We start from the raw sequence: 24757 nt of genomic DNA on the forward strand, positions 1-24757 counted from the left end.
CTCCTTAGCCCCACAACTGAGCAATTGAGCGCTTGAACTGGCGCGCCGCTTCAACCGGATCTGCGGCGTCGCGGATACTGCGCCCGGCAATAAAGACGTGAATGGGAATGCCCTTGAACAGCGGCAAATCTTCCAGCGCCAGTCCGCCGGTAACCGTCACCTTAAAGCCCATTTCGGCCAGTTTTTTCACCGCGCTGATATCCGCCTCACCCCATGCGACCCCTGCCGCCTGCGCATCACGGCTGCGGTGATAAACGACTTGTTGAATGCCTGCATCGCGCCACTGCTGCGCCTGTTGCCACGTCCAGTAGCCGGTCAGTTCAATCTGCACGTCGCCGTTAAACTCTTTCGCCACATCCAGCGCACCTTTCGCGGTGTTAATATCGGCGCAACAGATCACGGTCACCCAGTCGGCATTGGCTTCAAAGCACATTCTTGAAAGGATTTTCCCGGCATCGGCAATTTTGGCGTCGGCCAGTACGATTTTGTGAGGATACAGCGCCTTAAGATCGCGAACAGCCCGAACGCCCTCGCCAACACATAAAATGGTCCCAACCTCAATAATGTCCACCTCTTCGGCAATTAAGCGGGTGGTTGCATAAGCGTGTGACAGCGTCTGGTTATCCAGGGCTACCTGCAACATCGGTAAATCAGACATGTTTTTTTGCTCCTTATACAGACGCCGCCGTGGCGCTATCAATTAAATCCAGTACCTGCTGCGCCGTGCGACAGGCGCGTAAACGGTCAAAATTCGCTTCATCTTCAAACAGGTTGACGATTTGCATGATGCCGTCTTCCTGATGCGTACGCGCATCCACTGCCGCCAGAGTGATAAGGATGTCGACCGGGTCGTTGTCCTCGTGATTAAAAACCAGCGGTGTTTTGAGGGTCACCAGCGCAAAGCCATTTTTCTTCACCCCTTCTTCCGGGCGGCCATGGGGCATGGCAAGCCCTGGGGCAATCACGAAGTACGGTCCAAACCGTTCCACACCGTCCAGAATGGCCTGGTAGTAACGCGGTTCAACAACCTCAGCCCCTACCAGCAGATCCACGCCAAGCTTCACCGCCTCCTGCCACGTACTGGCCTCTGCCTGCAAGCGAATCGCATTGTTCTCCGCCAGCGAGTCACGTAATTTCATAGTGAGTCCTTATTTCACATCCTGTGCAAAATGGGCGTTGATGACTTCCATTAGCTTCGGACCAAAATCAGCGGCAGAGAGCATATTGCGTACCCCGACCACGTATTTATTACCGGAGACTTCGATTTCACTGGCGACATGGGTAGAAGCAATGATGATGTCCGCCCCGCTCAGTTCACTTTTGTATTCCCCCACCGCGCAGCTGTTCACCGTATGGTCGACCTTTTGTTGCGTCAAAAACTGGTCAACTTTCATTTTCATGATCATGGAACTACCTTGCCCACAACCACACACAGCCAGAATACGTACGGTCATAATCAAACTCCTTTTTAAACAGAGTGTTCTGTCAGTTGTTTTTCCGCGTCTTCCTCAGCACGCAGGGCGCGACCGGCAAAGAACATGTAAGCCAGCGCAATCAAAATCATCACAGCCATAAACGCGATCCCCACGGAGGCAAAGCCTTGCATCATCGGCGGTGCCAGGATGGACCAGTCAGCCATTCCCATCCATGCGCTCATTCCCGTCAGTTTTACCGCCCAGACACAGCCAAAAATTTCGATCATGCCCATCACCAGGCAAATCTTGATGGCGGCGCGCCAGCCGCCGAAGTGGTTGGCAAAGACGCCAATGGTGGCGTTGGAGAAAAACATCGGGATAAAGCCAGGAATGATGAGAATGGAGGAGCCGCAGGCAATCAGGATGCCGACTGCAATCAACTGCCCGATAGTCCCCCACATAAAGCCCCAGACCACCGCGTTCGGCGCGAAGCTATAAATCGCCGCACAGTCAATTGCCAGCACAGCCCCCGGAATCAAGCGCTGAGAAATACCGTTGAAGGCTTCGGAAAGCTCGGCGACAAACATACGCACGCCCTGGACGATAATGAAAATCGCCACTGCAAACTGGAAGCCGGTTTGCAGGATATAGACCGTCCAGTGAGTTTTCCCCGCCATCGCCTGAACGGTATCAAGGCCAAAAGAGAGCAGAATCGCGCCAAAAAAGACCGTCATGACAATGGCGGTAGAGACGATGTTGTCATGGAAGATATTCAGCCAGCCCGGCAGTTTCAGATCTTCAACGCTTTCCTCTTTTTTCCCAAGGTACGGCGCGATTTTGTAAGCGATCCAGGAGGCGAACTGCTGCTGGTGACCGATAGAGAAACCGCAATTATCTGTCACTTCCTGTGTTGGTTTGTACATCATATTGGAGGTAATGCCCCAATAGAGTGAAACCAGCACGGCAGCACAGATAATGGTGGTCCACATGGAGTAACCGAGAATAAAGAAGAACACCGCAATCAGACCGGCCTGCTGGAACATGATGTGCCCGGTCAGCATGATGGTGCGAATGCCAGTAATACGCCGCAGCAGTACGTAAATAATGTTTAGCGCCAGGGCCAGCAGTACCGCATAACCCACCCAACTGTACGCGTCACCCATACGTTCGATGGTCGCCATCATTGACGCGTAGGTGTCAGAAATCGCACCGTTGATGCCGTATACGTCAGACATTTTGGCAACCACCGGTTTAAACGTGCTGGTCAGGATCCCCGACCCCGCCTGCAGCAACATAAAGCCGATGATCGTTTTGATCGTGCCTTTAACGATAACGCTGACACTTTTTCTCAACAGGATATAGCCAATACAGGTCACGATCCCCAGCAGCAACGGGGCATTGGTCATCACCTGATTAAAAAAGACAGTGAAGACGTTGTAGAGAATCTCCATAACTCGCTCCAGTAAGAAAGTGGCTGCATTTGTGCAATGCAGCACAAGGTGAAAACACTCTACCAATCATAAATAATCACAAAAAGATTGTTTTTGATTAATTGTGATGCATCACGCAATTTATTTCCCCATTCTCATTAGACATACATATCCAGTACAAGAAGCCGCAAAACAATTTATTAAATTCATATAGTTAATAAAAATAGCAAAGAAATCAGCATGCAAAGCGTATCGTAGCAACACAATCACAATGCGATTTAACACGCCAAACCCTGTTGCGATCATGATGAAACTGTGAAAATATAAATCACAAGTTATCATAATATGATTTGTTTTGATTAAACAGGTAAGGAGCGACACCATGAGTAAGATTGAAACCATTACCCGGGAATCATGGATTCTGAGCACTTTTCCCGAGTGGGGAAGCTGGCTTAATGAGGAAATTGAGCAGGAACGTGTCGCTCCCGGCACTTTTGCTATGTGGTGGCTGGGCTGTACCGGTATCTGGCTGAAATCAGAAGGAGGTACCAATGTGTGCGTCGATTTCTGGTGCGGTACGGGCAAGCAGAGCCACGGTAATCCATTGATGAAAAAAGGGCATCAGATGCAGCGCATGGCAGGTGTTGAAAAACTGCAGCCAAACCTGCGCACCACACCGTTCGTGCTGGATCCGTTCGCTATTCGTCATGTCGATGCCATCCTCGCCACTCACGATCACAACGATCATATTGATGTAAACGTCGCCGCTGCCGTCATGAAGAACTGTGCCGATGATGTCCCCTTCATCGGCCCACAAACCTGCGTCGATTTATGGATTGGCTGGGGTGTACCAAAGTCACGCTGTATCGTCGTCAAACCGGGTGATGTCGTTCGCGTAAAAGATATTGAAATTCATGCCCTTGATGCGTTCGATCGCACCGCGTTAATTACCCTGCCTGCAGAGCAAAAAGCGGCCGGCGTACTGCCTGACGGCATGGATCAGCGTGCAGTTAACTACCTCTTTAAAACCCCCGGCGGTACGCTATACCACAGCGGTGACTCGCACTATTCCAACTACTATGCGAAACATGGCAACGAGTACCAAATTGATGTGGCATTGGGTTCCTACGGCGAGAACCCGCGCGGCATTACCGACAAAATGACCAGCGCCGACATACTGCGTATGGCGGAAGCGCTAAATACAAAAGTCGTGATCCCATTCCACCACGATATCTGGTCTAATTTTCAGGCCGATCCACAAGAGATTCGTGTTCTGTGGAACATGAAAAAAGACCGCTTACAGTATGGCTTTAAGCCTTATATCTGGCAGGTGGGCGGGAAATTTACCTGGCCTGTGGATAAAGATAATTTCGAGTATCACTACCCACGTGGTTTTGATGATTGCTTTACTATCGAGCCCGATTTACCGTTTAAGTCCTTCCTCTAAAAGCCGGAGCGGGTGCCGTGTGCACCCGCTTTTATCATCAGTATCGTGCACTTATCTTTAGTAATTTCAGGCTATTTCAAATATCATCTTTTCACATCATTAATCATCGGAATAGCTCATGACGGAAGCGCAACGACATCAAATACTGCTGGATCAACTGTCGCAGACGGGCTTTATTACGGTTGAAGAAGTGATCGCCAGCCTGGGCGTTTCTCCTGCAACCGCACGTCGCGATATCAACAAGCTGGATGAAAGTGGCAAACTTAAGAAAGTGCGTAACGGCGCCGAAGCCATCAGCCAGCAGCGTCCGCGCTGGTCGCCGATGAATATCCATGAGGCACTACACCACGATGAAAAAGTACGTATCGCCAGAGCCGCATCACAGCTCGTTAGCGCTGGTGAAAGCGTAGTGATCAACTGCGGATCAACTGCCTTCCTGTTAGGCCGTGAAATCTGCGGTAAACCGGTACAAATCATCACTAACTACCTACCACTCGCCAATTACCTCATCGAACAAGAACACGAAAGCGTGGTCATCATGGGCGGACAGTACAACAAGACGCAGTCCATCACCCTGAGCCCGCAAAGCAGTGAAAATAGCCTCTATGCCGGTCACTGGATGTTTACCAGCGGCAAAGGGCTGACGGCAGAAGGTCTTTATAAAACCGACATGCTGACGGCCATGGCCGAACAGAAAATGCTGAACATGGTGGGAAAACTGGTCGTTCTGGTGGATAGCAGCAAAGTCGGTGAGCGTGCGGGTATGCTGTTCAGTAACGCCGATCAAATCGATTTGGTGATCACCGGAAAACAGGCCAACCCCGAAATCCTCAAAAAACTTGAGGATCAGGGAGTTAAAGTGATGCGCGTGTAGTTAAAGATGCTCGGTGAAAAAGCGGACGGTGGCCGTCAGGGCGGTGGGTGTTATGCGATGTTTTACGCCTGCTTCCCACAGGCAGGTTAACTGCTCGTCCAGACGTGCAGCCGCCAGCGCCTGCTGCAGACGTAATGTTTCGGCTGCGGGTACAACGTCGTCCTCCTCCCCATGCCAGAGAAAAAGCGGACGGTTGGCAAGCTGTGCTAATTGCCCGCTGATATCCCATTTTGCTAACGGCGCGACAATCGCATCGAACGCCGCCTGCTCTTCCGGTGTTGTCACCTCCAGCGGCGGAAAAAGGGAATTCGCCAGGGTGGAGAAATAGCCAGAACCCATCAGGCAGGCAACGCTTCGGACCTCCGGAAACTGCGTCATAATACCGAGCGCCGTCATGCCGCCCATCGATGCGCCCCCTACGCCCAGCCGCTGATTGTCGATCAATCCCTGCTGATACAGTGCCGCTTTCAGCGCCGCAAACTCCGTAAAATTACCCTGCAAAATTTGCCAGAAACGCTGTAGCCGCCGCGTTTCATCACCGTCAAACCGGGCACCATGCTCCGGCGCGTCAGGCATAACGACCCGAAACCCGGCCTGAGCCAGCGCCACGGCAAAATAGCTATATACCAGCTTGGAGGAGGTAAATCCGTGGTAAAAAACAATACAGGGTAATGGCTGTGCCTCTTTTCCCGCCGGGAACGCGTGTAATGCTTCAATCCCGGCAAAATGCCGTACATCGAGTTCAATCATTGGCCTCTCCTTGATCTATAGTGCTGGTATGCCATCACGCCTTCGAAGGTGCAAGTCAACGTTCGCATATCAAGTGTTAGCATTATGATAAAGATGCTGCGCCGATCGCATTTTCATTCGAAACTTATGTTGGCAATAGCAAAATTGGGAACATTCCCCTCTTGCCTGTTTATTATGGAACTACACTATGGCTATCAGGAAACATGAAAACATGATGCGCTGGTTTCTCCCCCTTGTTATGGCGCTGTTTTTGAGTGGATGTAGCGTGCTGGAAGGTAAACCACAGCCCGCCCCGCCCGTCAGCGATCATCCGCAGGAGATAAGTCGTAATCAGACGCAAAACCTGCATGAAATGGGTGCATTTAGCGTATCGGTGCTGGGTTCGCCTATGGACGTTGAAGATGAAATAAAAGCCAGAGCTACCGCTGAAAAAGCGGATTACTACGTCATTCTGATGATGGATGACACGGTCATTCCAGGCCGCTGGTATGCAAGGGCTATGTTGTATCGTCATTAAGTAAACGTCTGGGTTTAAGGAAGATTTACACTGCTTTGCGTCCTTTTATGTTTGCCTGTGCACAATGGAATGTATGGAATTTTCGCGCGATGGAGTGCCCTGGAAAAAATCGGGGTAACGTGGAATGGAGCTGATATGAAACGATCTCTTGCCTTAAACTCACTGTTGCTTTCTACAGGTTTAGCCAGCATAACAGCGCAGCCAGCAGAGTTCGCGAGCGCTGACTGCGTCACCGGGCTGAATGAAATTGGCCTGATTTCTGTCAACAACGTTTCCGGAAGCCCACAGGATGTGGAGCGTGTCATCGCGCTGAAGGCAGACGAACAGGGTGCATCCTGGTACCGTATTATTCAGATGCAGGAAGAACAACGGGCAGATAACTGGCGGGTGCAGGCCATACTTTATGCCTGACATGCCATATACCCGAAAAAGCCACTTTTAAAGAGTGGCTTTTTTGTTTACTTCATCGTTAACAAAGGGTTACGAAGACAATACATTTTAGTAACATTTGGTTACATTGACGCGTTAAATGTTATCGAATTATTGCCGTTGAAGGTGCTGACATTCTTTTCAGCGGATATTTTATGAGCACCTTTTTTAGTCGCATTGGACTCGGCACCAAACTTTCTCTTTTGACGGGCACAAGCGTAGCCGTGCTTTTCCTGGTTTTCACCTTTCTGTTAAGCAATAAAGCCAGCCAACAACTGGAAACGCTGGCGGTGGAAGATCTCCATAACCAGTCCACGGGCGTTCAGGATATGGTAGAAATGTTTAACAGCAGCCTGAGCGAAGAGGTTGAAAGCTATACCCGTCTGTTCAGCAGTTTTTTGCCTCAACCTGTGACCATCGATCAGGCGCAACGCCGTGAAATTAACGGCATTAGCGTTCCCTTGCTGAAAGGGGGCGACAGTGACCTTCATGAAAACAATGCCATTGTTGATGATTTTCTTACCCGCACCGGGGCTATCGCCACGCTGTTTGTGCGCAGTGGCGATGACTTTGTGCGCGTTGCTACCTCGTTACGTAAAGAGAATGGCGATCGTGCGATAGGCACGAAACTGGACAAAGCCAGCCCGGCTTTTGCTCCGGCGTTGAAAGGCGAAACCTACCGTGGACTGGCCTTATTATTCGGTAAGCGCTACATCACGCAATACCAGCCGGTAAAAGATAACAACGGCAATACCATAGCCATCTTATTTGTCGGCGTGGACATCACCCACTCATGGGAGGGCATGCGCAGTAAGATCCTCGGACGCCAGCTTGGCGATAGCGGCCATTTCTACGTACTGGATCGTAATAATGGTAAGAACTACGGTAATTACCTGTTCCACCCCAGCGAGGAGGGTAAACGCCCGCAGTGGGATGAGCGCGATCTGAATACCGTTCTGCAACAGACTACCGGTACGCTGGAACAGCAGCGCCCCGATGGCCATCGACAAATGCTCTCATGGATAACTGTGCCCGGCTGGAACTGGACGGTGGTGGGCGAAGTCGACAAGGCGGCATTACTCAATGATGTCAACACGCTACGCAACCAGTTCCTGATAGCCGGGCTGGTGCTCTCTCTGCTGTTTGCCGCACTGTTTGTGGTAATTGTTCGCCGTTGGCTGACCCGCCCTCTTCGTGATGCCATTGGCCTGGCCAGCCGCTATGCGTCGGGCGATCTGCGGGCCAGTCTGGAAGTCAAACGTCAGGACGAAGTGGGGCAACTCATTGATGCCATCAACGGGATCGGCAATGGCTTGCATACCATTGTTTTACAAGTGCGTGAATCGGCCAGTGATATTCACCACGGCACCAATGCGCTTGCCGCCGACAGCAGTGAAATCAGCGAGCAAATTAACAAGCAGGCCAGTAGCGTCGAGGAGACCTCAGCCAGCATGGAGCAACTTGCCGCGACCCTACAGCAGAATGCCGCCAATATGGAAGAGATGCAGTCGCTGGTGAATGAAACCGCCCGGGAAGTACAAAAGGGTGGCATAACCGTCGAAGAAGCGGTTGCCACCATGGACGCGATTCGTACCGCCTCTCAGCGAATTGCCGACATCACCCATGTGATTGAATCTATCGCCTTCCAGACCAATATCCTGGCGCTTAATGCTGCGGTTGAAGCCGCTCGCGCCGGGGAACATGGTAAAGGATTTGCCGTCGTAGCCCAGGAAGTACGGGCGCTGGCAGCCCGCAGCGCCAATGCAGTAAAAGAGATCGATGAACTGACCAGCGATACGCTCAAAAAAGTCCATGAGGGGCATACGTTATCTAACAATACCCGGCAGGCGATGGGCTCTATCACCGCGCATATGAACCACATTAACCAGTTGGTTAACGAGATTAACAACGCCTCTCATGAGCAGTCGGCAGGGATTAATCAGGTCAATATCGCCATGACGCATATTGGTGAAGCCACGCATATTAACGCAGGACGGGTTTCGCGCAGTGAGCAAACCGCTGGCACGCTGCGCGAAAAAGGGGCACATCTGACGGAGGTGGTCCGCCTGTTCAGCCTGAAAACGGACTAACCGGCACCGCCCGTGGCACGCAGCAGCAGGTCACTTTGGACCTGCTCAGCCACAACAGACGCGCCGCGTATATCCAACATCATCCGGCACCAGGCTTGTGCTATTGACGGGGGAGCGAACTGCAACAATTGCGCCCCCGTCGCTAGCAGATACAGTTGCCGGGTAATCTCCCGCCCTTGCGCCTCAAGAGGTTTACGCAACTGTTGCTGTAACTGACGCCATGCACGATCAAAATGCCTGTCCTGACCTTTGACCGCACCAAACGCATCGTGCAACAACTCACTGATGCCTTGCTGTTTAGCCAGCACGCGTAAGACATCAAGACACATAATATTGCCGGAGCCCTCCCAGATACTGTTCACCGGCATTTCCCGGTAAAGCCGTGGAAGCTCGCTCTCCTCGCAATAGCCAATGCCGCCCAGCACTTCCATGGCTTCCGCAACAAAGGGCATACCCGCTTTGCAGACCGCGAATTTCGCAACGGGGGTAAACAGCCGTGCCCAAAGCGTCTCTTCCGGCTTAGTGCGACCATCCCAGGCACGGGCAAGGCGAAATAAAAACGCCGTCTGCCCTTCCAGTTGCAACGCCATCCGGCTAAGGACTTCCCGCATCATTGGCTGGTCGACGAGATTTTTTCCGAATGCCTGACGCTGATGAGCATGGTACAGGGCTACGGAAAATGCCCGGCGCATCAGACCATGGCTCCCCAGCGCACAGTCAAAACGGGTCAGACCACCCATTTTGAGGATTTGACGCACGCCGTCGCCCTCTTCTCCTACCAGCCAGCCGCTGGCCTCGCAAAATTCTGCTTCGCTGCTGGCATTTGAGCGGTTACCCAGCTTGTCTTTCAGACGTTCGAGCCGCACACCGTTGCGCTGTCCGTCAGGTAAAAAACGCGGCACAAAAAAGCAGGAGAGTCCGCCTTCCGCCTGCGCCAGGACCAGATGCGCATCGCTCTGCGGCACCGAGAAAAACCATTTATGCCCCACCAGCCGGTAGCTGTCGCCGCTGCGTTGCGCCCGCGTAGTATTACTGAGCACGTCCGAGCCGCCCTGTTTTTCCGTCATCCCCATGCCAATCAGCAAACCGCGCTTTTGGTTGCCTGGCGCGAGATGCGGGTCGTAACGGTCGCTCATCAGCGGTTTTAGCCAATCCTGAAAAGGCGCAGGAAGGGAATGCTGCAATAGCGGCGTGGCGGCAAAGGTCATGGTAACCGGGCATAACGAACCGGCTTCCACCTGTGCATGGAGCACAAACCGCGCGGCGCGGGCAACAAACGAGCCGCTGCGCGCGTCCTCTTCCCATGCCAGGTTATGAACACGGTTGGCGCACAGGCCTTGCATCAGTAAGTGCCATGCCGGGTGAAACCGTACATCATCGAGTCGTGCCCCCGTCGGGTCATAACGCAGCAGTTCCGGGGGATTAACGTTAGCCAACCTGCCGAGCTCCAGCGATTCTGCCGTACCCAATTGCTGGCCGATACTGGCCAGTAAATCAGTATCCCAGGCTGCGCCTTCACGGATGACAGCGTCATACAGGGCTCGGTCAGAAAGGAAAAGATTGCTGTTATTCAGGGGGATGGGTTGATTAAAAACGGTATGCGTTTGCCAGTGCATCTGTTTGCCCTCCATCAATGGCATCGGCAATAAGTATGGGCAGATGGCAGGCGTTCCGCCCGCGATAGCGGTCACAAAACGGTGCGTATGGGCGCTTTCTGTTTGCGTTACCCGTACTTAACGGCGAGGCTTAACGATATGAAACCAGGAACGGTGACGCCCATGACAACAACACATGCACAAAAAAAAGCGCTGGTCGCAGGCTCTATCGGTAATTTTATCGAATGGTACGAGTTTGCGGTCTATGGCTTTCTTGCCACGGTGATTGCGAAGAACTTTTTTACCCTCGCAGGTGAATCTGCTATCACCAGTCTGATCCTGACCTATGCCGCCTTTGCCGTCGCCTTTTTCTTCCGTCCGTTGGGTGCGGTGGTGTTTGGCCGCATGGGTGACCGGATAGGCCGTAAGCCAACGCTGATTATTGTCCTCGTACTGATGACGCTAGCCACGGCGGCCATTGGCGTGGTGCCGGTTTATGCCAGTATCGGCGTCGCCGCACCGCTGCTTATTACCGGCCTGCGCATTTTGCAGGGGCTGTTTGCCGGTGGGGAATATGGCGGGGCCGTCTCGCTGATGACCGAGTTTGCCCCCCGAGGTAAGCGCGGTTTGTACGGTGCGTGGCAGTCATTGACCGTCGCCCTCGGTCTGCTGGCAGGGGCCGGGGTCGTAGCATTGTTGTCAGCAGTACTTAGTCCGGAGGCCCTTCATGACTGGGGCTGGCGTATTCCCTTTTTCATCGCTATTCCAATGGGCGCCGTTGCGCTCTGGCTACGCGTTCATATGGAAGAGACACCCAGTTTTGTACATCAGCAAGCGCAGGCCGCTCCGCCTCAGGCGGCCAGTTTCGCCAGTACACTAAAAGCGATTATCACCGGGATTGGTCGCCTGATGGTCTGGTCAGCGGCGGGTTATACCTATCTGGTGATTATGCCGACCTACCTTCAGTCGGCGCTGCACACCGGCTTTAACCAGGCATTGTTGATTGCGGTGATTTCTAATGCCGGGTTCGCCCTGACGATTATCCCCTCCGGCATGCTGAGCGATAGGATTGGTCGACGCACCGTGATGGTCACCGCCGCAGTGCTGTTGCTCATCCTGGCGCTGCCGCTGCTGAAAGTGTTACAGGCGGAATCAAGCACGCTATTTATCAAAGCGATGGTGGTGTTTATCGCTGGTGGACTGGTGGGGATGCTGGCAGGGCCAGGGCCCGCCATGCTGGCTGAGATGTTCCCGACCAGGGTTCGTTATACCGGCCTGGGGCTGGCCTATTCGCTGTCGAATGCGATTTTCTCAGGCTGTGCGGGGTTGATCATTACCGGACTGATTAAGCAGACGGGGAATCTGGATATTCCGGCGTATTACGTGATGGCAACGGCGGTAGTCAGCGTGATTGCGCTGATGACGCTCAGGAAGGATGATCACCAGCGTTCACTGGAGGAGTAGTGCGGTCTGATGCCCTCACCTTGCTGGCAATCGTGCGGTCTGGTGCCCTCACCTTGCTGGGAGTCGTGCGGTCTGGTGCCCTCACCCCGGCCCTCTCCCACAGGGAGAGGGAGCAAACACTAAAAAGGCAACTTACGTTGCCTTTTGCGGTTTATTTTGTGCGCTGACGTACAGCTTCAAACAGGCAGATACCGGTGGCGACCGACACGTTCAGCGACGACACGCTGCCCGCCATCGGAATGCTGATGAGCTCGTCGCAATGCTCGCGCGTCAGACGACGCATCCCCTCACCTTCCGCACCCATCACCAGCGCCATCGGGCCGGTCATTTTGCTCTGGAACAGGGTGTGATCCGCTTCACCCGCAGTACCGACAATCCAGATATTCTCTTCCTGTAGCAGACGCATGGTACGCGCCAGATTGGTCACGCGGATCAGCGGGACGTTTTCCGCCGCACCACAGGCCACTTTTTTGGCGGTCGCGTTCAACTGGGCAGATTTGTCTTTCGGTACGATGATGGCATGCACACCAGCGGCATCGGCGCTACGCAGACAGGCGCCGAGGTTATGGGGATCGGTAACGCCATCGAGGATCAGGAAGAAAGGCTGGTCGAGACTGGCGATCAGATCCGGCAGATCGTTTTCCTGATACTGACGCCCCGGTTTCACGCGAGCGATAATGCCCTGATGCACCGCCCCTTCGCTTTTCTCATCCAGATATTGACGGTTAGCGACCTGAATCACGACACCCTGCGCTTCCAGCGCGTGAATCAGGGGCATCAGACGTTTGTCTTCGCGCCCCTTGAGAATAAACACTTCCTGAAAACGCTCCGGAGCGCGTTCCAGCAGGGCCTGCACCGCATGGATGCCGTAAATCATTTCACTCATCAATGGTACTCATTTGAGGCGATATCGCCGGGTTGAATAGGCTGTGAGACATTCACATCGCCACATTATAACCGACAGACGCCCCAGATCGAATCAACTAAGATGACGTTTCGCCTCCTGGCGGACGCGGTGTAAAACGTGCTGCTTGATTTCGCCGTAACGCGGGTGCTCCGCGAGCGTTTCGATATCGCGCTCACGGCCAAAAGGCAGAACAATCTCTTCGACGATTTTTCCCGGTTTCGCCGACATCACCAGAATGCGGTCAGCCAGAAACAGCGCCTCTTCTACATCGTGGGTGACGAACAGCAGCGTGGTGCCGGTCGTCACCCAGGCCTCCCGCAGCAGCTCCTGCATCATCAGGCGGGTTTGTGCATCCAGTGCGCCGAAGGGTTCATCCAGCAGCAGCACTTCTGGCCCCGGCAGCCAGGCGCGGGCCAGCGCCACACGCTGCTTCATGCCCCCGGAAAGCTGCCACGGCGCATGCTGTTCAAAGCCTTTCAGGCCAACGCGGTTCAGCCAGTCCTGCGCCCGCGCATTGATCTCTTCTTTTTGATAACGGCCCAGGCGCGGGCCGAAGGTGACGTTATCCAGCACCGACAGCCACGGGAACAGATTCGGCTGCTGGAAGATCATGCCGCGCTCCGGCCCCGGCTGCCGCACCGGTTTTCCGCTCGCCAGTACGCGGCCGCTGTCCGGTTTGGTAAACCCGGCGACCAGGTTGAGAATGGTGGATTTGCCGCAGCCCGACGGCCCTAACAGCACGACAAACTCCCCTTTATCGAGGGTGAGATCTATCCCCTCCAGCACCGTAAACGGCTGCGGTTTAGCCGCAAAAGAGAGGGAGACATTTTCAAGCGCGATGGCACTCATTATTCTTTCCCCGCCCACGGGACAAACAGGCGTTGCAGTCCCAGCAGTAATAAATCCAACAGATACCCCGTCCCGCCCAAGAGCAGGATGCCGAGCATGACGATATCGGTACGTAAATAAGAGCTGGCGTTGATGACCATCCAGCCAAGGCCGGAACTGGCGGCGACCATCTCAGCGGCAATCAACGAGGTCCAGCCAATACCAATAGAGAGCCTGACGGTGGTAAAGAGATCCGGCAGGGCATCTGGCAGTACCACACGCAGGAAAATCTGCCCTTTGGTTGCCCCCAACGTTTGTGCCACCCGTATGCGTGCCCGACCAATCCGCTCCACCGCCGCCGACGCCCCCACCACCACACTCAGGAAGGTGGCGATAAAGATCAGGAAGAATTTCGACGCTTCCCCTATCCCCAGCCAGACCACGGCCAGCGGGATCAGCGCGATTTTCGGTAACGGACGCAGGAACTGCACAAACGGGTTAAGTACCGCGGACAAACCGGGTGACAGCCCCATCAGCAGTCCGAGCGGGATACCCAGCACAATCGCGACCGCAAAGGCGCTCAGCGCACGGGCCAGGCTCACCGCCACGTGCTGCCAGAGCGGGACCTGGCGGTAACCGTCCGCCAGCAGCTCTTCAGCCGTCAGGCCAATATCGGTGAGTGACGGCAGTAACAGCGGGTCCACCCATTGCCGGGTGGCCGCCAGTTGCCAGAGCGCGAAAAAAACCGCCACCGAAAACACGCTGATGGCGATATGCTGACCTACTTTCATTTTGCCGCCGCTTCCCGGATGTAACGGGAATCAATCGCCGTGTCCCAGTTTTCCGGGATATCCTGCTTACGAATTTCGCCAATGCCTGCGAGGAAGTTAGAGGTTTTGGTCAGCGCCTTGCCAATGCCGCTATGGGTGGTGTCCGTACCGTTACTCAACCAGGCCGCAGTGCCCTGCTCAGCAAGCGTTGGGTACTCCAGCCCGCCCAGCGTATTGGCAGCGGTGGTGACCGGTGCGCCCACTTCTTTCGCAACGATGGCGGCAGCGCTTTCCGGGTCTTTCTTAAACTCGTCGACTTTCTGCTGATGCACGCGCAGGAAGGCGCTCACTGCTTCCGGGTACTGTTCGGCAAAGGCCTTACGTACCACGTAGTTGTTGTAAATCAGGTAGCCCTCTTTCTGCAGATCTTTGGTGGCAAAGACCTGGTGACCGCCGGAGGATTCCAGCTCCTGCGCGAAGGGAGCCCAGACGTAACCTGCGTCAATATCGCCGCGTTTCCACGCTGCCACCATCTCTGCCGGGCGTAAAGGCAACAGCGTTATTTTGCTGCGATCCAGTTTATTGACGCTAATCGCCGCTTCCAGCGCATAAGCCGCCGTAGAATTTGGCGGATAGGCCACGCGTTTCCCTTCAATATCTTTAATCGTGTTGATGCCGTCTTTGCCAATTAAACGTTCATAGCTGGCAATGACGCCTGAGACGCCAATAATTTCCACAGGCAATTTACGGACAATACCTGCGGTTGCCGGACTGGAGCCAAAATTGGCAATATCAATCGCATTGCTGGCGAAATAATTAAGGGCATCGGCACCGGAGGCAAATTGCACCCATTTCACCTGGCTGTGTAAGGCTTTATCTAAAGAGCCGTCGGCTTTGGCGAGCATTAATACCTGCGAGCCGCCGCTATAAGCCACACGGACTTCTGGAGGATTGGCGGCCATACCGATATTGGCCCACAGGCTGCCTGCTGCGAGTAATATGCCGAGCGTTTTTTTCATTTCTTTTTCCTTGAGGTAAATGCGAGTCATCTTTCCCGCGAAGCAGGGGAAAATAGTCAATTAAAGCGTGTTGTTTTATGCCAGTTGCGTGAGGCGATAGTCCTGCCAGAGGCGGGAACATCGTTCGGCCAGCGATTGTGCGGGGTCGTGCGTAAGTGACAGAAACGGCGCTTCCACCGCGCGCAGAGCCACCGGGACTTCCGTGCAAGCCAGCACCAGTTGCTGCGCGCCGCGCGCCATCAGCGCCAGCGCCTGCAATGAGAGCAGTTCGCCGCCTTCAGCCAGTTTGCCGCGCTTCACGGCATAGCAGCCGGGCACAAACCACTCCGCCAGCTCGTCTTCGGTGGGCGTAATGGATTCAATGCCCTGCGCTGCCAGACGCTGCTGAAACCAGCCGGCGTCCAGCGTCCCTTTGGTGGCAATGATGCCGACACGTTCGGGCTTTTTCGCCACCGTTAGCAGCGCATCCAGGGTAGCATCCACGATATGCAGAATGGGCGCATCGCTGGCGGCGCTCAGTTGCGGATACCAGTGGTGCGCGGTGTTGCAAGGAATAGCGATATGGCTCGCCCCCGCCTGATTCAGTTTTTCAATGCCCTCAAGCAGTTGAGGCAACGGCGACGGACCAGCCCCGGCCAGCGCCTTTTGCCGGTCGGCGATTTGCGGCACATTCCACACTACCGACGGCAGGTGGTGTTGATCGCTCTGCGCTGGTGTGGCGTCGAGCAATTTGTGCTGAAAGTCGAGCGTGGCGAGCGGCCCCATGCCGCCCAGCACGCCAAGCAAAAAGGGCTTAGCCATGACGGGCATGCGCCTCCAGCACCTGGCGATAGCCAAACAGGCCAACGGAACCACCGGTGTGGATAAACACCACGTTCTCATCCTTGCGGAAATGGCCCTTGCGAATCAGGTCGATAAGCCCGGCCGCCCCTTTCCCGGAATAGACCGGGTCGAGAAGAATGCCTTCATGGCGGGCAAAGAGGGTCAGTGCCTCCAGCATGCTCTCGGTTGGCAGGCCATAACCGTCACCAACGTAATCGCTGTTCGCCACCACCGCCTCACGCGGCAACTCACCCGGCACACCCAGCAACGCCAGGGTGCGCGAGGCCAGATTCCAGACGTTCTCTTCCTGCTTCGCCTTCGGTGCGCGAACGCTAATCCCCAGCACAGGCACCTGGCTGTTGGTGGCGGTAAACCCGGCGACCAGCCCGGCCTGGGTGCCGGTGCTGCCGGTGGCGTGCACGACATGATCAATACGCAAACGTAACTGTGAAGACTGGTACAGCAACTCTTCGGCACAGGCGACATAACCCAGCGCACCAATAGGGTTAGAGCCACCGCCAGGGATGATGTAGGGGTTATGGCCCTGCTCACGCAGCGTCGCGGCATACTCTTCCATTGCCTGCTGCATATCGGTGCCGCCCGGCAGATGGGCAACGATTTCGCCGCCCAGCAAATCATCCAGCAGGACATTCCCTGAGCGTTGATAGTCTTCGCCAAAGTCGGTAACGCGTTTTTCCAGCAGCACTTTTGCGGCCAGCCCAAGTTTCGCCGCACCGGCAATGGTCTGGCGCACATGGTTAGACTGGGTCGCCCCCTGGGTAATGATCACATCGGCTTTTTTCTCCAGCGCATCGGCCAGCAGAAATTCCAGCTTACGGGTTTTATTGCCGCCACTGGCAAGCCCTGTCGCATCATCGCGTTTGATCCATATTTTCGGACCGCCGAGTAATGCAGAGAGATTATTCAGAGGCTCCAGGGGAGTGGGAAAATGGCCGAGCGAAAGTCGGGGAAAGCGCGCCAGATGCATAACGACTCCTTGCTAAATAAGCGAATAACAGATGGGAGTCACTATACACATCAGATTCTGAGCGCTAATCACCAATAATAAATATCGATTCTCACAATTTAGCTAAGTCAGAGAAATAACCGTCCGGAGGGCTATTTCTATTACACGCGGGAATATATTACGTTAAAAAAGAATAACCCCTCTGCATAGAGAGGGGTTATCAGGCGGTATTTCAGCGCTATTTATTCAGCGTCTTTCTTTTTTGACGCACGCTTCGCTTTAGTCGCTGCGGCAATTTTTTGCGTCTTCGCAGACGGCTTTTTCACGCTTTTTTCTTTCTTCGGTTTCGCGGGGCTTTTCGCTTTACGGAATGCGCTGTCGGGTTCGAAATTGACTTTCTTACCGGTCTGACGACGTTTACCTGATGGCTTAGCGCCGTTACCTTTCTTCGCGTTTTCACGTGCGGTTTTACCCACATTACGCGGGCCGCGTTCGCTGGAAATCAACGAGAAGTCGATTTTACGCTCGTCCATATTGACCGCTTCCACACGCACTTCCACTTTGTCGCCCAGACGGTAAGTCTGGCCGCCCGATTCGCCAATCAGACGCTGGCCCACCTGGTCGAAGCGATAGTAGTCGTTATCGAGCGTGGAGACGTGCACCAGACCATCGATAAACAGATCGGTCAGGCGTACAAAGAAGCCAAAGCCGGTGACGCTGGCAATCACGCCAGGGAAGGTATTGCCCACCTGGTCCTGCATAAAGTCGCATTTCAGCCAGTCAGAGACTTCACGGGTCGCTTCATCCGCGCGACGTTCAGTCATCGAGCAGTGCTGGCCCAGTTGCAGCATCTCTTCCATAGAATAGTGCCAGCCGCCGGTTTCGGTGCTGTTGCCGGTATGGCCCTCATCTTTCGCCAGCAGATATTTGATGGCACGGTGCAGCGACAGGTCAGGATAACGGCGGATCGGCGAGGTAAAGTGTGCGTAGGATTGCAGCGCCAGACCGAAGTGGCCGCGGTTTTCCGGATCGTAGACCGCCTGCTTCATGGATCGCAGCAGCATGGTTTGCAGCATCTCATGATCGGGACGATCGGCGATGGACTCAAGCAGTGCTGCATAATCTGCAGGCTCAGGCTTGTTACCGCCCGGTAGCTCCAGGCCCAACTCCGCCAGGACGGTACGGAAAGAAGTGATCGCTTCAGTCGTTGGCTTGTCGTGGATACGGAACAGCGCGGGTTCATCCTCTTTCTCAACGAAACGCGCCGCCGAGATATTCGCGAGGATCATGCACTCTTCAATCAATTTATGGGCATCATTACGCTGAGTTTGCTCAATGCGCTCAATACGACGCTCGGCGTTGAAGATAAACTTCGCCTCTTCGCTCTCAAAAGAGATACCGCCACGTTCGGCACGGGAGGCATCAAGAACTTTATAGAGGTTGTGCAGCTCTTCGATGTGCTTAACCAGCGGCGCATACTGCTCGCGCAGATCCTGATCGCCCTGCAGTATATGCCAGACCTTGTTATAGGTCAGACGGGCATGGGAGCTCATTACCGCTTCGTAGAATGTATAACTCGTCAGACGACCCTTTGCCGAAATGGTCATTTCGCAGACCATGCACAGGCGGTCAACCTGCGGGTTGAGTGAACACAGGCCGTTGGAGAGCACCTCCGGCAGCATCGGCACAACCTGGGATGGGAAATAGACCGAGGTTCCACGAGCTCGCGCCTCATCATCCAGCGGCGTGCCCGGACGGACGTAATAGCTGACATCGGCAATAGCAACCCACAGGCGCCAGCCGCCGCCGCGTTTTTTCTCACAATAAACGGCGTCGTCGAAGTCGCGGGCATCTTCACCATCGATGGTGACCAGTGGCAAGGAACGCAAGTCTATGCGGCCCACTTTGGCCTCTTCCGGCACCTGCTCTTTCAGCCCTGAAACCTGTTTTTCAACCGCAGGCGGCCAGACATACGGAATTTCATGGGTACGCAGTGCCATATCGACAGCCATGCCGGTGCCCATATTGTCGCCCAGTACTTCGACAATTTTACCGATGGCTTTAGTGCGACGGGTCGGGCGCTGGGTCAGTTCAACCACCACCACAAAGCCCATGCGCGCGCCCATGATCTCTTCTGGCGGGATCAGGATGTCGAAACTCAGACGGCTGTCATCCGGCACCACAAAGCCGACGCCCGCGTCGGTAAAGTAACGGCCAACAATCTGACCGGTTTTCGGTACCAGGATGCGCACAACACGCGCTTCACGACGACCTTTACGGTCGGCACCCAGCGGCTGGGCCAGAATCTGATCGCCGTGAATACACATTTTCATCTGTTCGCTGGAGAGGTACAGATCGTCTTTGCGGCCTTCTACGCGCAAGAAGCCGTAGCCATCGCGGTGACCGATAACCGTTCCTTTCAGCAAATCAAGGCGTTCTGGCAGGGCATAACACTGACGGCGGGTAAAGACCAGTTGTCCGTCGCGCTCCATGGCGCGCAGGCGGCGGCGCAGTGCTTCGTTTTGCTCTTCGCCTTCGATATTGAGTTCAATTGCCAGCTCTTCACGGCTGGCCGGTTTTTCGCGTTTTGTTAAATGTTCGAGGATAAATTCGCGGCTGGGGATGGGGTTTGTGTATTTTTCAGCTTCGCGTTCCTGGAAAGGATCGTGTGACATAGCGGTTCCTCCGTTGTCATCTCTGGTGAAAGTCCCGTTATCTTCCACGCTACCTCTTGTTGGCTTCTTTCACTCACCCCGTCACTTATCGATATAAGCGCCGGGGGCATTCGTTCAGTTGCCGCCGCGATGTAACGCGAAATACTCAGGGCTTTTATCCTTCCACCAGCAGTAATTTGTAAAGCGGTTGATTCTCTTCAACCAAATCGGCCAGCGTGTAGTTATCCAACTCCTTGAGGAAACTTTGCACAGCCTTAGAAAGCGCCCGCTTAAGGCGGCAGGCGGAAGTAATATGGCAAAACTCACTGCTACAGTTAACCAGCGCCAGCGGTTCCAGGTCACGCACGACATCGCCAATGCAGATATCTTTCGCCGCCCGACCAAGGCGTATCCCGCCGTTTTTTCCTCTGACGGCAGCAACGTAACCTTCACGACTAAGTTGATTGATTATTTTGACCATATGATTACGGGACACACCATAGATTTCAGTGACCTCGGTAATGCTGGTCATCTTTCCTTCCGGCAAGGAAGCCATGTAAATCAGTGCGCGTAATCCGTAATCCGTAAAACTTGTTAACTGCACATCTACCTCAGTAAAAGGGAGAAAGGTGAGATACCTACAGGTATTGACTCTATTGATGATAAACCAGCCAACAGTGATGCCGCTAATTTATTTGAACTGAAGGGGAAAAAAGCAGGAAGAGAGGGGCCTGCAAGGCAAGCCCCCTGGATCATTACGCGTCGAATGGGTCGCGCAGGATCATGGTTTCTGTGCGGTCCGGACCGGTAGAGATAATATCGATCGGCACGCCAGTCAGTTCTTCAATGCGTTTGATGTAATTCAACGCCGCCTGCGGTAACCCGCTACGCTCTTTCACGCCAAAGGTCGATTCAGACCAGCCTGGCATGGTTTCATAAATCGGCTCAATACCTTCCCAGTTGTCTGCCGCCAGCGGAGTCGTCGTCACTTCACGACCATCCGGCATACGGTAAGCAACACAGATCTTCACTTCTTTCAGGCCGTCCAGGACGTCCAGCTTGGTCAGGCAGAAGCCAGACAGGGAGTTGATCTGCACAGCACGACGAACAGCAACGGAGTCCAGCCAGCCGGTACGACGACGACGACCGGTGGTAGCGCCGTATTCGTTACCCTGTTTGCACAGGAACTCGCCGATATCATCGAACAGTTCTGTCGGGAACGGACCCGCACCCACGCGGGTGGAGTAGGCTTTGATGATACCCAGTACGTAATCCACATAACGCGGACCCAGGCCTGAACCGGTTGCCACGCCACCTGCGGTGGTGTTAGAGGAGGTGACGTACGGATAGGTACCGTGGTCGATATCCAGCAGCGTCCCCTGCGCGCCTTCGAACATCACGAAGTCGCCGCGCTTACGCGCCTGATCCAGCAGATCGGAAACATCAACCACCATCGCGGTGAGGATGTCGGCAATCGCCATGACATCGTCCAGCACTTTCTGGTAGTCAACCGCTTCAACTTTATAGAAATTCACCAACTGGAAGTTGTGATATTCCATCACTTCTTTCAGTTTGTCAGCAAAGGTCGCTTTATCGAACAGGTCGCCAACACGCAGACCGCGGCGAGCAACTTTATCTTCATAAGCTGGCCCGATACCACGACCGGTGGTGCCGATAGCTTTCGCACCGCGCGCTTTCTCACGTGCCACATCGAGCGCAACGTGATAATCAAGGATCAGCGGGCATGCTTCGGAGAGCAGCAGACGTTCACGAACCGGGATACCACGGTCTTCCAGTTCTTTCATCTCTTTCATCAGAGCAGCAGGAGACAGCACAACACCGTTACCGATGATGCTGGTCACATTGTCACGAAGAATGCCTGATGGAATAAGATGGAGGACGGTTTTTTCACCGTTGATTACGAGAGTATGGCCTGCGTTGTGACCGCCCTGGTAGCGAACAACATATTTAGCCCGTTCAGTCAGAAGATCAACAATCTTCCCTTTACCTTCGTCACCCCATTGGGTGCCCAGTACGACGACGTTGTTACCCATTTTTTCAAAATCACCGTTTGCTTAAAAATGGATTCTACCATCGCTTTTTCAGATATACAGCACTTTTTGTACCCAAAATGAGGCAAATCCGACCGTTTTTTGATCAGCCAATCGTTTTCCTCAACATGTAGTAGATAACGATACCGGCGACCACAAGACCCCCTCCGAAGCGACGCAGCAGGTTGTCTGGCAATGTACTCATCGTGGCAATCATGCGACGCCAGGCTCGGGGATAAAGCATCGGACCGAGCCCTTCAAACACCAACACGAGCGCCAGTGCCAGCCAGATTGTTGCGTTCATTTTTTATCCTTATAAAAAGAAAACCACCGCCCTGATGGGCCGGTGGTTTTTACTTATAAAATCGAGACGTCAGTTTAACGTGTCGCGGAAGTCGGTGTCTTCATGTAACGGAAGAAATCGCTATCCGGGCTGAGCACCATCACATCCTGGTTGCTCTGGAAACTGCTTTCGTAAGCACGCAGGCTACGGATAAAGGCGTAGAAGTCAGGATCCTGACTAAAGGCGTCAGCAAACAGTTTCGCCGCTTCGGCATCGCCTTCACCACGCAGGATACGGCCCTGACGCTCAGATTCTGCCAGTGTCTTCGTGACTTCATAATCGGCCGCTGCGCGCAGTTTTTCAGCCTCTTCCTGACCCTGAGAACGGTGGCGACGGGCAACCGCTTCACGCTCAGCGCGCATACGGTTGAAGATCGCTTCCGACACTTCGGTTGGCAGGTTGATCTGCTTGATACGCACGTCAACAACTTCAATACCCAGCGCCGCCATACTGTTCGGGTTCACCACCGGCACTTTACCGTTGGTTTCAGCCTGAACGCGCTCCGCCGCTTTAGCGATTTCGTTATCCGCCGCTGGCGTTGTCACTTCGTCTACCGTACCCGCAGAACCGGAGTTCAGCGCGTCACGCACTTCCAGCGTCAGGCGGCCACGAGAGTCGGTCACGATATCTTTGACATCCAGGCGACCAATTTCAGAACGCAGACGGTCCGAGAACTTACGTTTCAACAGTACTTCCGCCTGAGAGACGTCACCGCCGCCCGTCGCCAGGAAGTAACGGCTGAAATCGCTGATCCGCCACTTGATGTACGAGTCGACAATCAGGTCTTTCTTCTCTTTGGTCACGAAACGATCGGCCTGGTTATCCATCGTCTGGATGCGCGCGTCCATCATTTTAACTGACTGAATAAAAGGCACTTTAAAATGCAGACCAGGCTCATAAATTACCGGCTTTTTATCGCCGTCACGCACCACGCTGCTGAACTGGAATTTGATCCCGCGTTCACCCTCTTTTACGACAAAAATAGAGGTGTAGAGCACTACCAGCGCGATGATGATAATCGCGATAACTGACTTACGCATCGTTATTCCCCCTGACGCTGATAGTCGTTACGCTGCGCGTTAGCGCGGCGTTGGTCCATAATGTCGCCCTGACTGATAGACGATGAATTGCTGGCACCGCTGTTACCGGAAGAGGACGCAGGCGGCAGGCGCAGAAGGTTGTTCGCGCCACTGCTATCGCTCTTTGCCGCAGGTGCATTCCCGCCTTTCAGCATCTGATCAAGCGGCAGAACCATCAGGTTGCCACCTTTATCGTTGACCAGCACTTTACGGGTGTGGCTCAGCACTTTTTCCATGGTCTCGATATAGAGACGCTCACGGGTAATTTCCGGTGCGGCTTTATACTCAGGCAGAATCTTCGCAAAGCGAGCCACTTCACCCTGGGCTTCCAGAATGGTTTGGGTCTTGTACGCGCGCGCTTCTTCCAGGATACGCTGCGCCTGACCGTTTGCACGAGGCTGCACTTCGTTGGTGTACGCTTCCGCTTCACGGATGAATTGCTGCTCGTTTTCACGTGCGGCAATCGCATCATCAAAGGCGGCTTTGACCTCTTCTGGCGGACGCGCCGCCTGGAAGTTGACGTCCAGCAGGGTGATACCCATGTTGTACGGTCTGATGGTCTCTTCCAGCTCACGCTGGGTATCGCTACGGATAACGGTACGGCCTTCCGTCAGAATGCGGTCCATGCCGTATTTACCAATAACGCCACGCAGCGCGCTGTCTGTCGCCTGGCGCAGGCTGTCATCCGCGCTGGTTACGCTATAGAGGTAACGTTCAGGATCGGTCACGCGGTACTGCACGTTCATTTCGACGCGCACGACGTTTTCATCAGACGTTAACATCACGCCGGACGCCGCCAGCTCGCGAACGGATTCGACGTTTACCGCCGTCACGTTATCGATAAAGGTCGGTTTCCAGTTCAGACCTGGCTCTACCAGATGACTGAATTTGCCGAAACGGGTCACAACGCCACGTTCCGCTTCTTTAATGGTGTAGAACCCACTGGCAGCCCAGATAATCACGGCAGCAGCCGCGACGATGCTGACGATGCGGCCGCCAACGTGGCCACGCGGGCCGGAAGGTTGTTGGCTTGCGCCACCTGAACCGGTGCCTTTGCCACCGCCCAGGCCGCCGAGTTTTTTGCTCAGCTTACGGAAGATATCATCCAGATCAGGTGGCCCCTGATCGCGACCGCCTTTGTTTCCATTTCCCTCAGAGTTGCCGCCTGGTTTGCTGCTTCCCCACGGGTCGCGGTCTTGTCCGTTGTTACCGGGCTGATTCCACGCCATGTATGTGCTCCATATTTGTTATGCGGTTTTACCCTTCATGCTTCGGGCTGCCTCTTTGTTGGCGGCCTTGATTTGCC

General features: G+C 54.3%; 24 protein-coding genes. 6 read left to right on the plus strand and 18 right to left on the minus strand.

Annotation, left to right across the window (positions count from 1 at the left end; genetic code table 11):
• Window positions 1-4: 4 nt before the first annotated feature.
• The 4 genes from ulaD to ulaA are packed head-to-tail and all read right to left on the minus strand — an operon-like array spanning window position 5 to window position 2866.
• Window positions 5-658: a 3-keto-L-gulonate-6-phosphate decarboxylase UlaD gene (gene ulaD / locus C5523_RS24720; RefSeq protein WP_107223536.1), complete on the minus strand. Its 654-nt coding sequence runs from the start codon at window positions 656-658 to the stop codon at window positions 5-7.
• 13 nt (window positions 659-671) lie between these two features.
• Entirely contained in the window at window positions 672-1139 is a 468-nt protein-coding gene (ulaC, locus tag C5523_RS24725; protein WP_079497699.1) for a PTS ascorbate transporter subunit IIA, read from the minus strand.
• A 9-nt stretch (window positions 1140-1148) separates the two neighbouring features.
• Entirely contained in the window at window positions 1149-1454 is a 306-nt protein-coding gene (gene ulaB / locus C5523_RS24730) for a PTS ascorbate transporter subunit IIB (protein WP_039077792.1), read from the minus strand.
• Window positions 1455-1468: 14 nt separating this feature from the next.
• Window positions 1469-2866 (minus strand): PTS ascorbate transporter subunit IIC, encoded by a 1398-nt coding sequence (gene ulaA / locus C5523_RS24735; RefSeq protein WP_039077793.1) that lies wholly within the window; start codon window positions 2864-2866, stop codon window positions 1469-1471.
• 361 nt (window positions 2867-3227) lie between these two features.
• On the opposite strand from ulaA, the gene ulaG reads away from it, so the two are divergent.
• Together ulaG and ulaR are read left to right on the plus strand one after the other, a co-directional pair.
• A complete protein-coding gene (gene ulaG, locus C5523_RS24740) occupies window positions 3228-4292 on the plus strand; it encodes an L-ascorbate 6-phosphate lactonase (RefSeq protein WP_071193478.1) in 1065 nt (354 codons plus the stop codon).
• A 118-nt stretch (window positions 4293-4410) separates the two neighbouring features.
• On the plus strand, window positions 4411-5166 hold the full coding sequence (gene ulaR, locus C5523_RS24745; RefSeq protein ID WP_039077795.1) for an HTH-type transcriptional regulator UlaR: 756 nt from the start codon (window positions 4411-4413) through the stop codon (window positions 5164-5166).
• Here the strand turns inward: ulaR and yjfP are convergent, their stop codons facing one another.
• On the minus strand, window positions 5167-5916 hold the full coding sequence (gene yjfP / locus C5523_RS24750) for an esterase (protein ID WP_039077796.1): 750 nt from the start codon (window positions 5914-5916) through the stop codon (window positions 5167-5169).
• A 187-nt stretch (window positions 5917-6103) separates the two neighbouring features.
• Here yjfP and bsmA point away from each other — a divergent pair, with 187 nt between their 5' ends.
• From bsmA to C5523_RS24765, 3 genes are all read left to right on the plus strand, one after another.
• On the plus strand, window positions 6104-6433 hold the full coding sequence (gene bsmA, locus C5523_RS24755) for a biofilm peroxide resistance protein BsmA (protein WP_039077797.1): 330 nt from the start codon (window positions 6104-6106) through the stop codon (window positions 6431-6433).
• A gap of 135 nt (window positions 6434-6568) precedes the next feature.
• Complete coding sequence (gene yjfN / locus C5523_RS24760) at window positions 6569-6844, plus strand: DUF1471 family protease activator YjfN (RefSeq protein WP_039077798.1); 276 nt, start codon at window positions 6569-6571, stop codon at window positions 6842-6844.
• A gap of 173 nt (window positions 6845-7017) precedes the next feature.
• A complete protein-coding gene (locus C5523_RS24765) occupies window positions 7018-8952 on the plus strand; it encodes a methyl-accepting chemotaxis protein (RefSeq protein ID WP_108702168.1) in 1935 nt (644 codons plus the stop codon).
• Here the strand turns inward: C5523_RS24765 and C5523_RS24770 are convergent.
• Window positions 8949-10568: an isovaleryl-CoA dehydrogenase gene (locus C5523_RS24770; RefSeq protein WP_039077800.1), complete on the minus strand. Its 1620-nt coding sequence runs from the start codon at window positions 10566-10568 to the stop codon at window positions 8949-8951. The two genes, C5523_RS24765 and C5523_RS24770, sit on opposite strands and share 4 nt — an antisense overlap.
• A gap of 162 nt (window positions 10569-10730) precedes the next feature.
• On the opposite strand from C5523_RS24770, the gene C5523_RS24775 reads away from it, so the two are divergent.
• Window positions 10731-12011 (plus strand): MFS transporter, encoded by a 1281-nt coding sequence (locus C5523_RS24775; protein WP_108702169.1) that lies wholly within the window; start codon window positions 10731-10733, stop codon window positions 12009-12011.
• Window positions 12012-12162: 151 nt separating this feature from the next.
• On the opposite strand, the gene rlmB is transcribed toward C5523_RS24775, so the two are convergent.
• The 12 genes from rlmB to hflK form a co-directional block, all read right to left on the minus strand.
• Window positions 12163-12897: a 23S rRNA (guanosine(2251)-2'-O)-methyltransferase RlmB gene (gene rlmB / locus C5523_RS24780; RefSeq protein WP_039077803.1), complete on the minus strand. Its 735-nt coding sequence runs from the start codon at window positions 12895-12897 to the stop codon at window positions 12163-12165.
• A 93-nt stretch (window positions 12898-12990) separates the two neighbouring features.
• A complete protein-coding gene (locus tag C5523_RS24785; protein WP_108702170.1) occupies window positions 12991-13767 on the minus strand; it encodes an ABC transporter ATP-binding protein in 777 nt (258 codons plus the stop codon).
• Window positions 13767-14537 carry an ABC transporter permease gene (locus C5523_RS24790; RefSeq protein ID WP_079497688.1) on the minus strand — a complete coding sequence of 257 codons (771 nt, stop codon included), beginning with the start codon at window positions 14535-14537 and terminating at the stop codon, window positions 13767-13769. The genes C5523_RS24785 and C5523_RS24790 overlap by 1 nt, the downstream gene beginning before the upstream one ends.
• Window positions 14534-15535, minus strand: a complete 1002-nt coding sequence (locus C5523_RS24795) for a glycine betaine ABC transporter substrate-binding protein (RefSeq protein ID WP_108702171.1) — start codon at window positions 15533-15535, stop codon at window positions 14534-14536. Before C5523_RS24795 ends, C5523_RS24790 begins: the two co-directional genes overlap by 4 nt.
• 75 nt (window positions 15536-15610) lie before the next feature.
• Window positions 15611-16336, minus strand: a complete 726-nt coding sequence (locus C5523_RS24800) for an aspartate/glutamate racemase family protein (protein WP_039077827.1) — start codon at window positions 16334-16336, stop codon at window positions 15611-15613.
• Complete coding sequence (locus C5523_RS24805) at window positions 16329-17345, minus strand: D-cysteine desulfhydrase (RefSeq protein WP_039077807.1); 1017 nt, start codon at window positions 17343-17345, stop codon at window positions 16329-16331. Before C5523_RS24805 ends, C5523_RS24800 begins: the two co-directional genes overlap by 8 nt.
• A 221-nt stretch (window positions 17346-17566) precedes the next feature.
• On the minus strand, window positions 17567-19999 hold the full coding sequence (gene rnr / locus C5523_RS24810; protein ID WP_039077808.1) for a ribonuclease R: 2433 nt from the start codon (window positions 19997-19999) through the stop codon (window positions 17567-17569).
• A 154-nt stretch (window positions 20000-20153) separates the two neighbouring features.
• Window positions 20154-20582, minus strand: a complete 429-nt coding sequence (gene nsrR, locus C5523_RS24815) for a nitric oxide-sensing transcriptional repressor NsrR (RefSeq protein WP_039077809.1) — start codon at window positions 20580-20582, stop codon at window positions 20154-20156.
• Window positions 20583-20733: 151 nt separating this feature from the next.
• Window positions 20734-22032, minus strand: coding sequence for an adenylosuccinate synthase (gene purA / locus C5523_RS24820; protein WP_039077810.1), 1299 nt, complete (start codon window positions 22030-22032; stop codon window positions 20734-20736).
• 103 nt (window positions 22033-22135) lie between these two features.
• On the minus strand, window positions 22136-22333 hold the full coding sequence (locus tag C5523_RS24825) for a DUF2065 domain-containing protein (protein WP_039077811.1): 198 nt from the start codon (window positions 22331-22333) through the stop codon (window positions 22136-22138).
• A 74-nt stretch (window positions 22334-22407) separates the two neighbouring features.
• The gene (gene hflC, locus C5523_RS24830; protein ID WP_039077812.1) at window positions 22408-23412 is read right to left on the minus strand and encodes a protease modulator HflC; all 1005 of its coding nucleotides are present in this window, start codon (window positions 23410-23412) and stop codon (window positions 22408-22410) included.
• Window positions 23413-23414: 2 nt separating this feature from the next.
• The gene (gene hflK, locus C5523_RS24835; RefSeq protein ID WP_039077813.1) at window positions 23415-24680 is read right to left on the minus strand and encodes an FtsH protease activity modulator HflK; all 1266 of its coding nucleotides are present in this window, start codon (window positions 24678-24680) and stop codon (window positions 23415-23417) included.
• Window positions 24681-24757: the final 77 nt, after the last annotated feature.

The sequence above is a fragment of the Phytobacter sp. SCO41 genome (assembly GCF_003073275.1).
In the GTDB taxonomy this organism is placed as follows: domain Bacteria; phylum Pseudomonadota; class Gammaproteobacteria; order Enterobacterales; family Enterobacteriaceae; genus Phytobacter; species Phytobacter diazotrophicus.

Coding starts and splice junctions, on each gene's coding strand:
- ulaD (WP_107223536.1), bottom strand. CDS start 658: ATGTCTGATTTACCGATGTTGCAGGTAGCCCTGGATAACCAGACGCTG.
- ulaC (WP_079497699.1), bottom strand. CDS start 1,139: ATGAAATTACGTGACTCGCTGGCGGAGAACAATGCGATTCGCTTGCAG.
- ulaB (WP_039077792.1), bottom strand. CDS start 1,454: ATGACCGTACGTATTCTGGCTGTGTGTGGTTGTGGGCAAGGTAGTTCC.
- ulaA (WP_039077793.1), bottom strand. CDS start 2,866: ATGGAGATTCTCTACAACGTCTTCACTGTCTTTTTTAATCAGGTGATG.
- ulaG (WP_071193478.1), top strand. CDS start 3,228: ATGAGTAAGATTGAAACCATTACCCGGGAATCATGGATTCTGAGCACT.
- ulaR (WP_039077795.1), top strand. CDS start 4,411: ATGACGGAAGCGCAACGACATCAAATACTGCTGGATCAACTGTCGCAG.
- yjfP (WP_039077796.1), bottom strand. CDS start 5,916: ATGATTGAACTCGATGTACGGCATTTTGCCGGGATTGAAGCATTACAC.
- bsmA (WP_039077797.1), top strand. CDS start 6,104: ATGGCTATCAGGAAACATGAAAACATGATGCGCTGGTTTCTCCCCCTT.
- yjfN (WP_039077798.1), top strand. CDS start 6,569: ATGAAACGATCTCTTGCCTTAAACTCACTGTTGCTTTCTACAGGTTTA.
- C5523_RS24765 (WP_108702168.1), top strand. CDS start 7,018: ATGAGCACCTTTTTTAGTCGCATTGGACTCGGCACCAAACTTTCTCTT.
- C5523_RS24770 (WP_039077800.1), bottom strand. CDS start 10,568: ATGCACTGGCAAACGCATACCGTTTTTAATCAACCCATCCCCCTGAAT.
- C5523_RS24775 (WP_108702169.1), top strand. CDS start 10,731: ATGACAACAACACATGCACAAAAAAAAGCGCTGGTCGCAGGCTCTATC.
- rlmB (WP_039077803.1), bottom strand. CDS start 12,897: ATGAGTGAAATGATTTACGGCATCCATGCGGTGCAGGCCCTGCTGGAA.
- C5523_RS24785 (WP_108702170.1), bottom strand. CDS start 13,767: ATGAGTGCCATCGCGCTTGAAAATGTCTCCCTCTCTTTTGCGGCTAAA.
- C5523_RS24790 (WP_079497688.1), bottom strand. CDS start 14,537: ATGAAAGTAGGTCAGCATATCGCCATCAGCGTGTTTTCGGTGGCGGTT.
- C5523_RS24795 (WP_108702171.1), bottom strand. CDS start 15,535: ATGAAAAAAACGCTCGGCATATTACTCGCAGCAGGCAGCCTGTGGGCC.
- C5523_RS24800 (WP_039077827.1), bottom strand. CDS start 16,336: ATGGCTAAGCCCTTTTTGCTTGGCGTGCTGGGCGGCATGGGGCCGCTC.
- C5523_RS24805 (WP_039077807.1), bottom strand. CDS start 17,345: ATGCATCTGGCGCGCTTTCCCCGACTTTCGCTCGGCCATTTTCCCACT.
- rnr (WP_039077808.1), bottom strand. CDS start 19,999: ATGTCACACGATCCTTTCCAGGAACGCGAAGCTGAAAAATACACAAAC.
- purA (WP_039077810.1), bottom strand. CDS start 22,032: ATGGGTAACAACGTCGTCGTACTGGGCACCCAATGGGGTGACGAAGGT.
- C5523_RS24825 (WP_039077811.1), bottom strand. CDS start 22,333: ATGAACGCAACAATCTGGCTGGCACTGGCGCTCGTGTTGGTGTTTGAA.
- hflC (WP_039077812.1), bottom strand. CDS start 23,412: ATGCGTAAGTCAGTTATCGCGATTATCATCATCGCGCTGGTAGTGCTC.
- hflK (WP_039077813.1), bottom strand. CDS start 24,680: ATGGCGTGGAATCAGCCCGGTAACAACGGACAAGACCGCGACCCGTGG.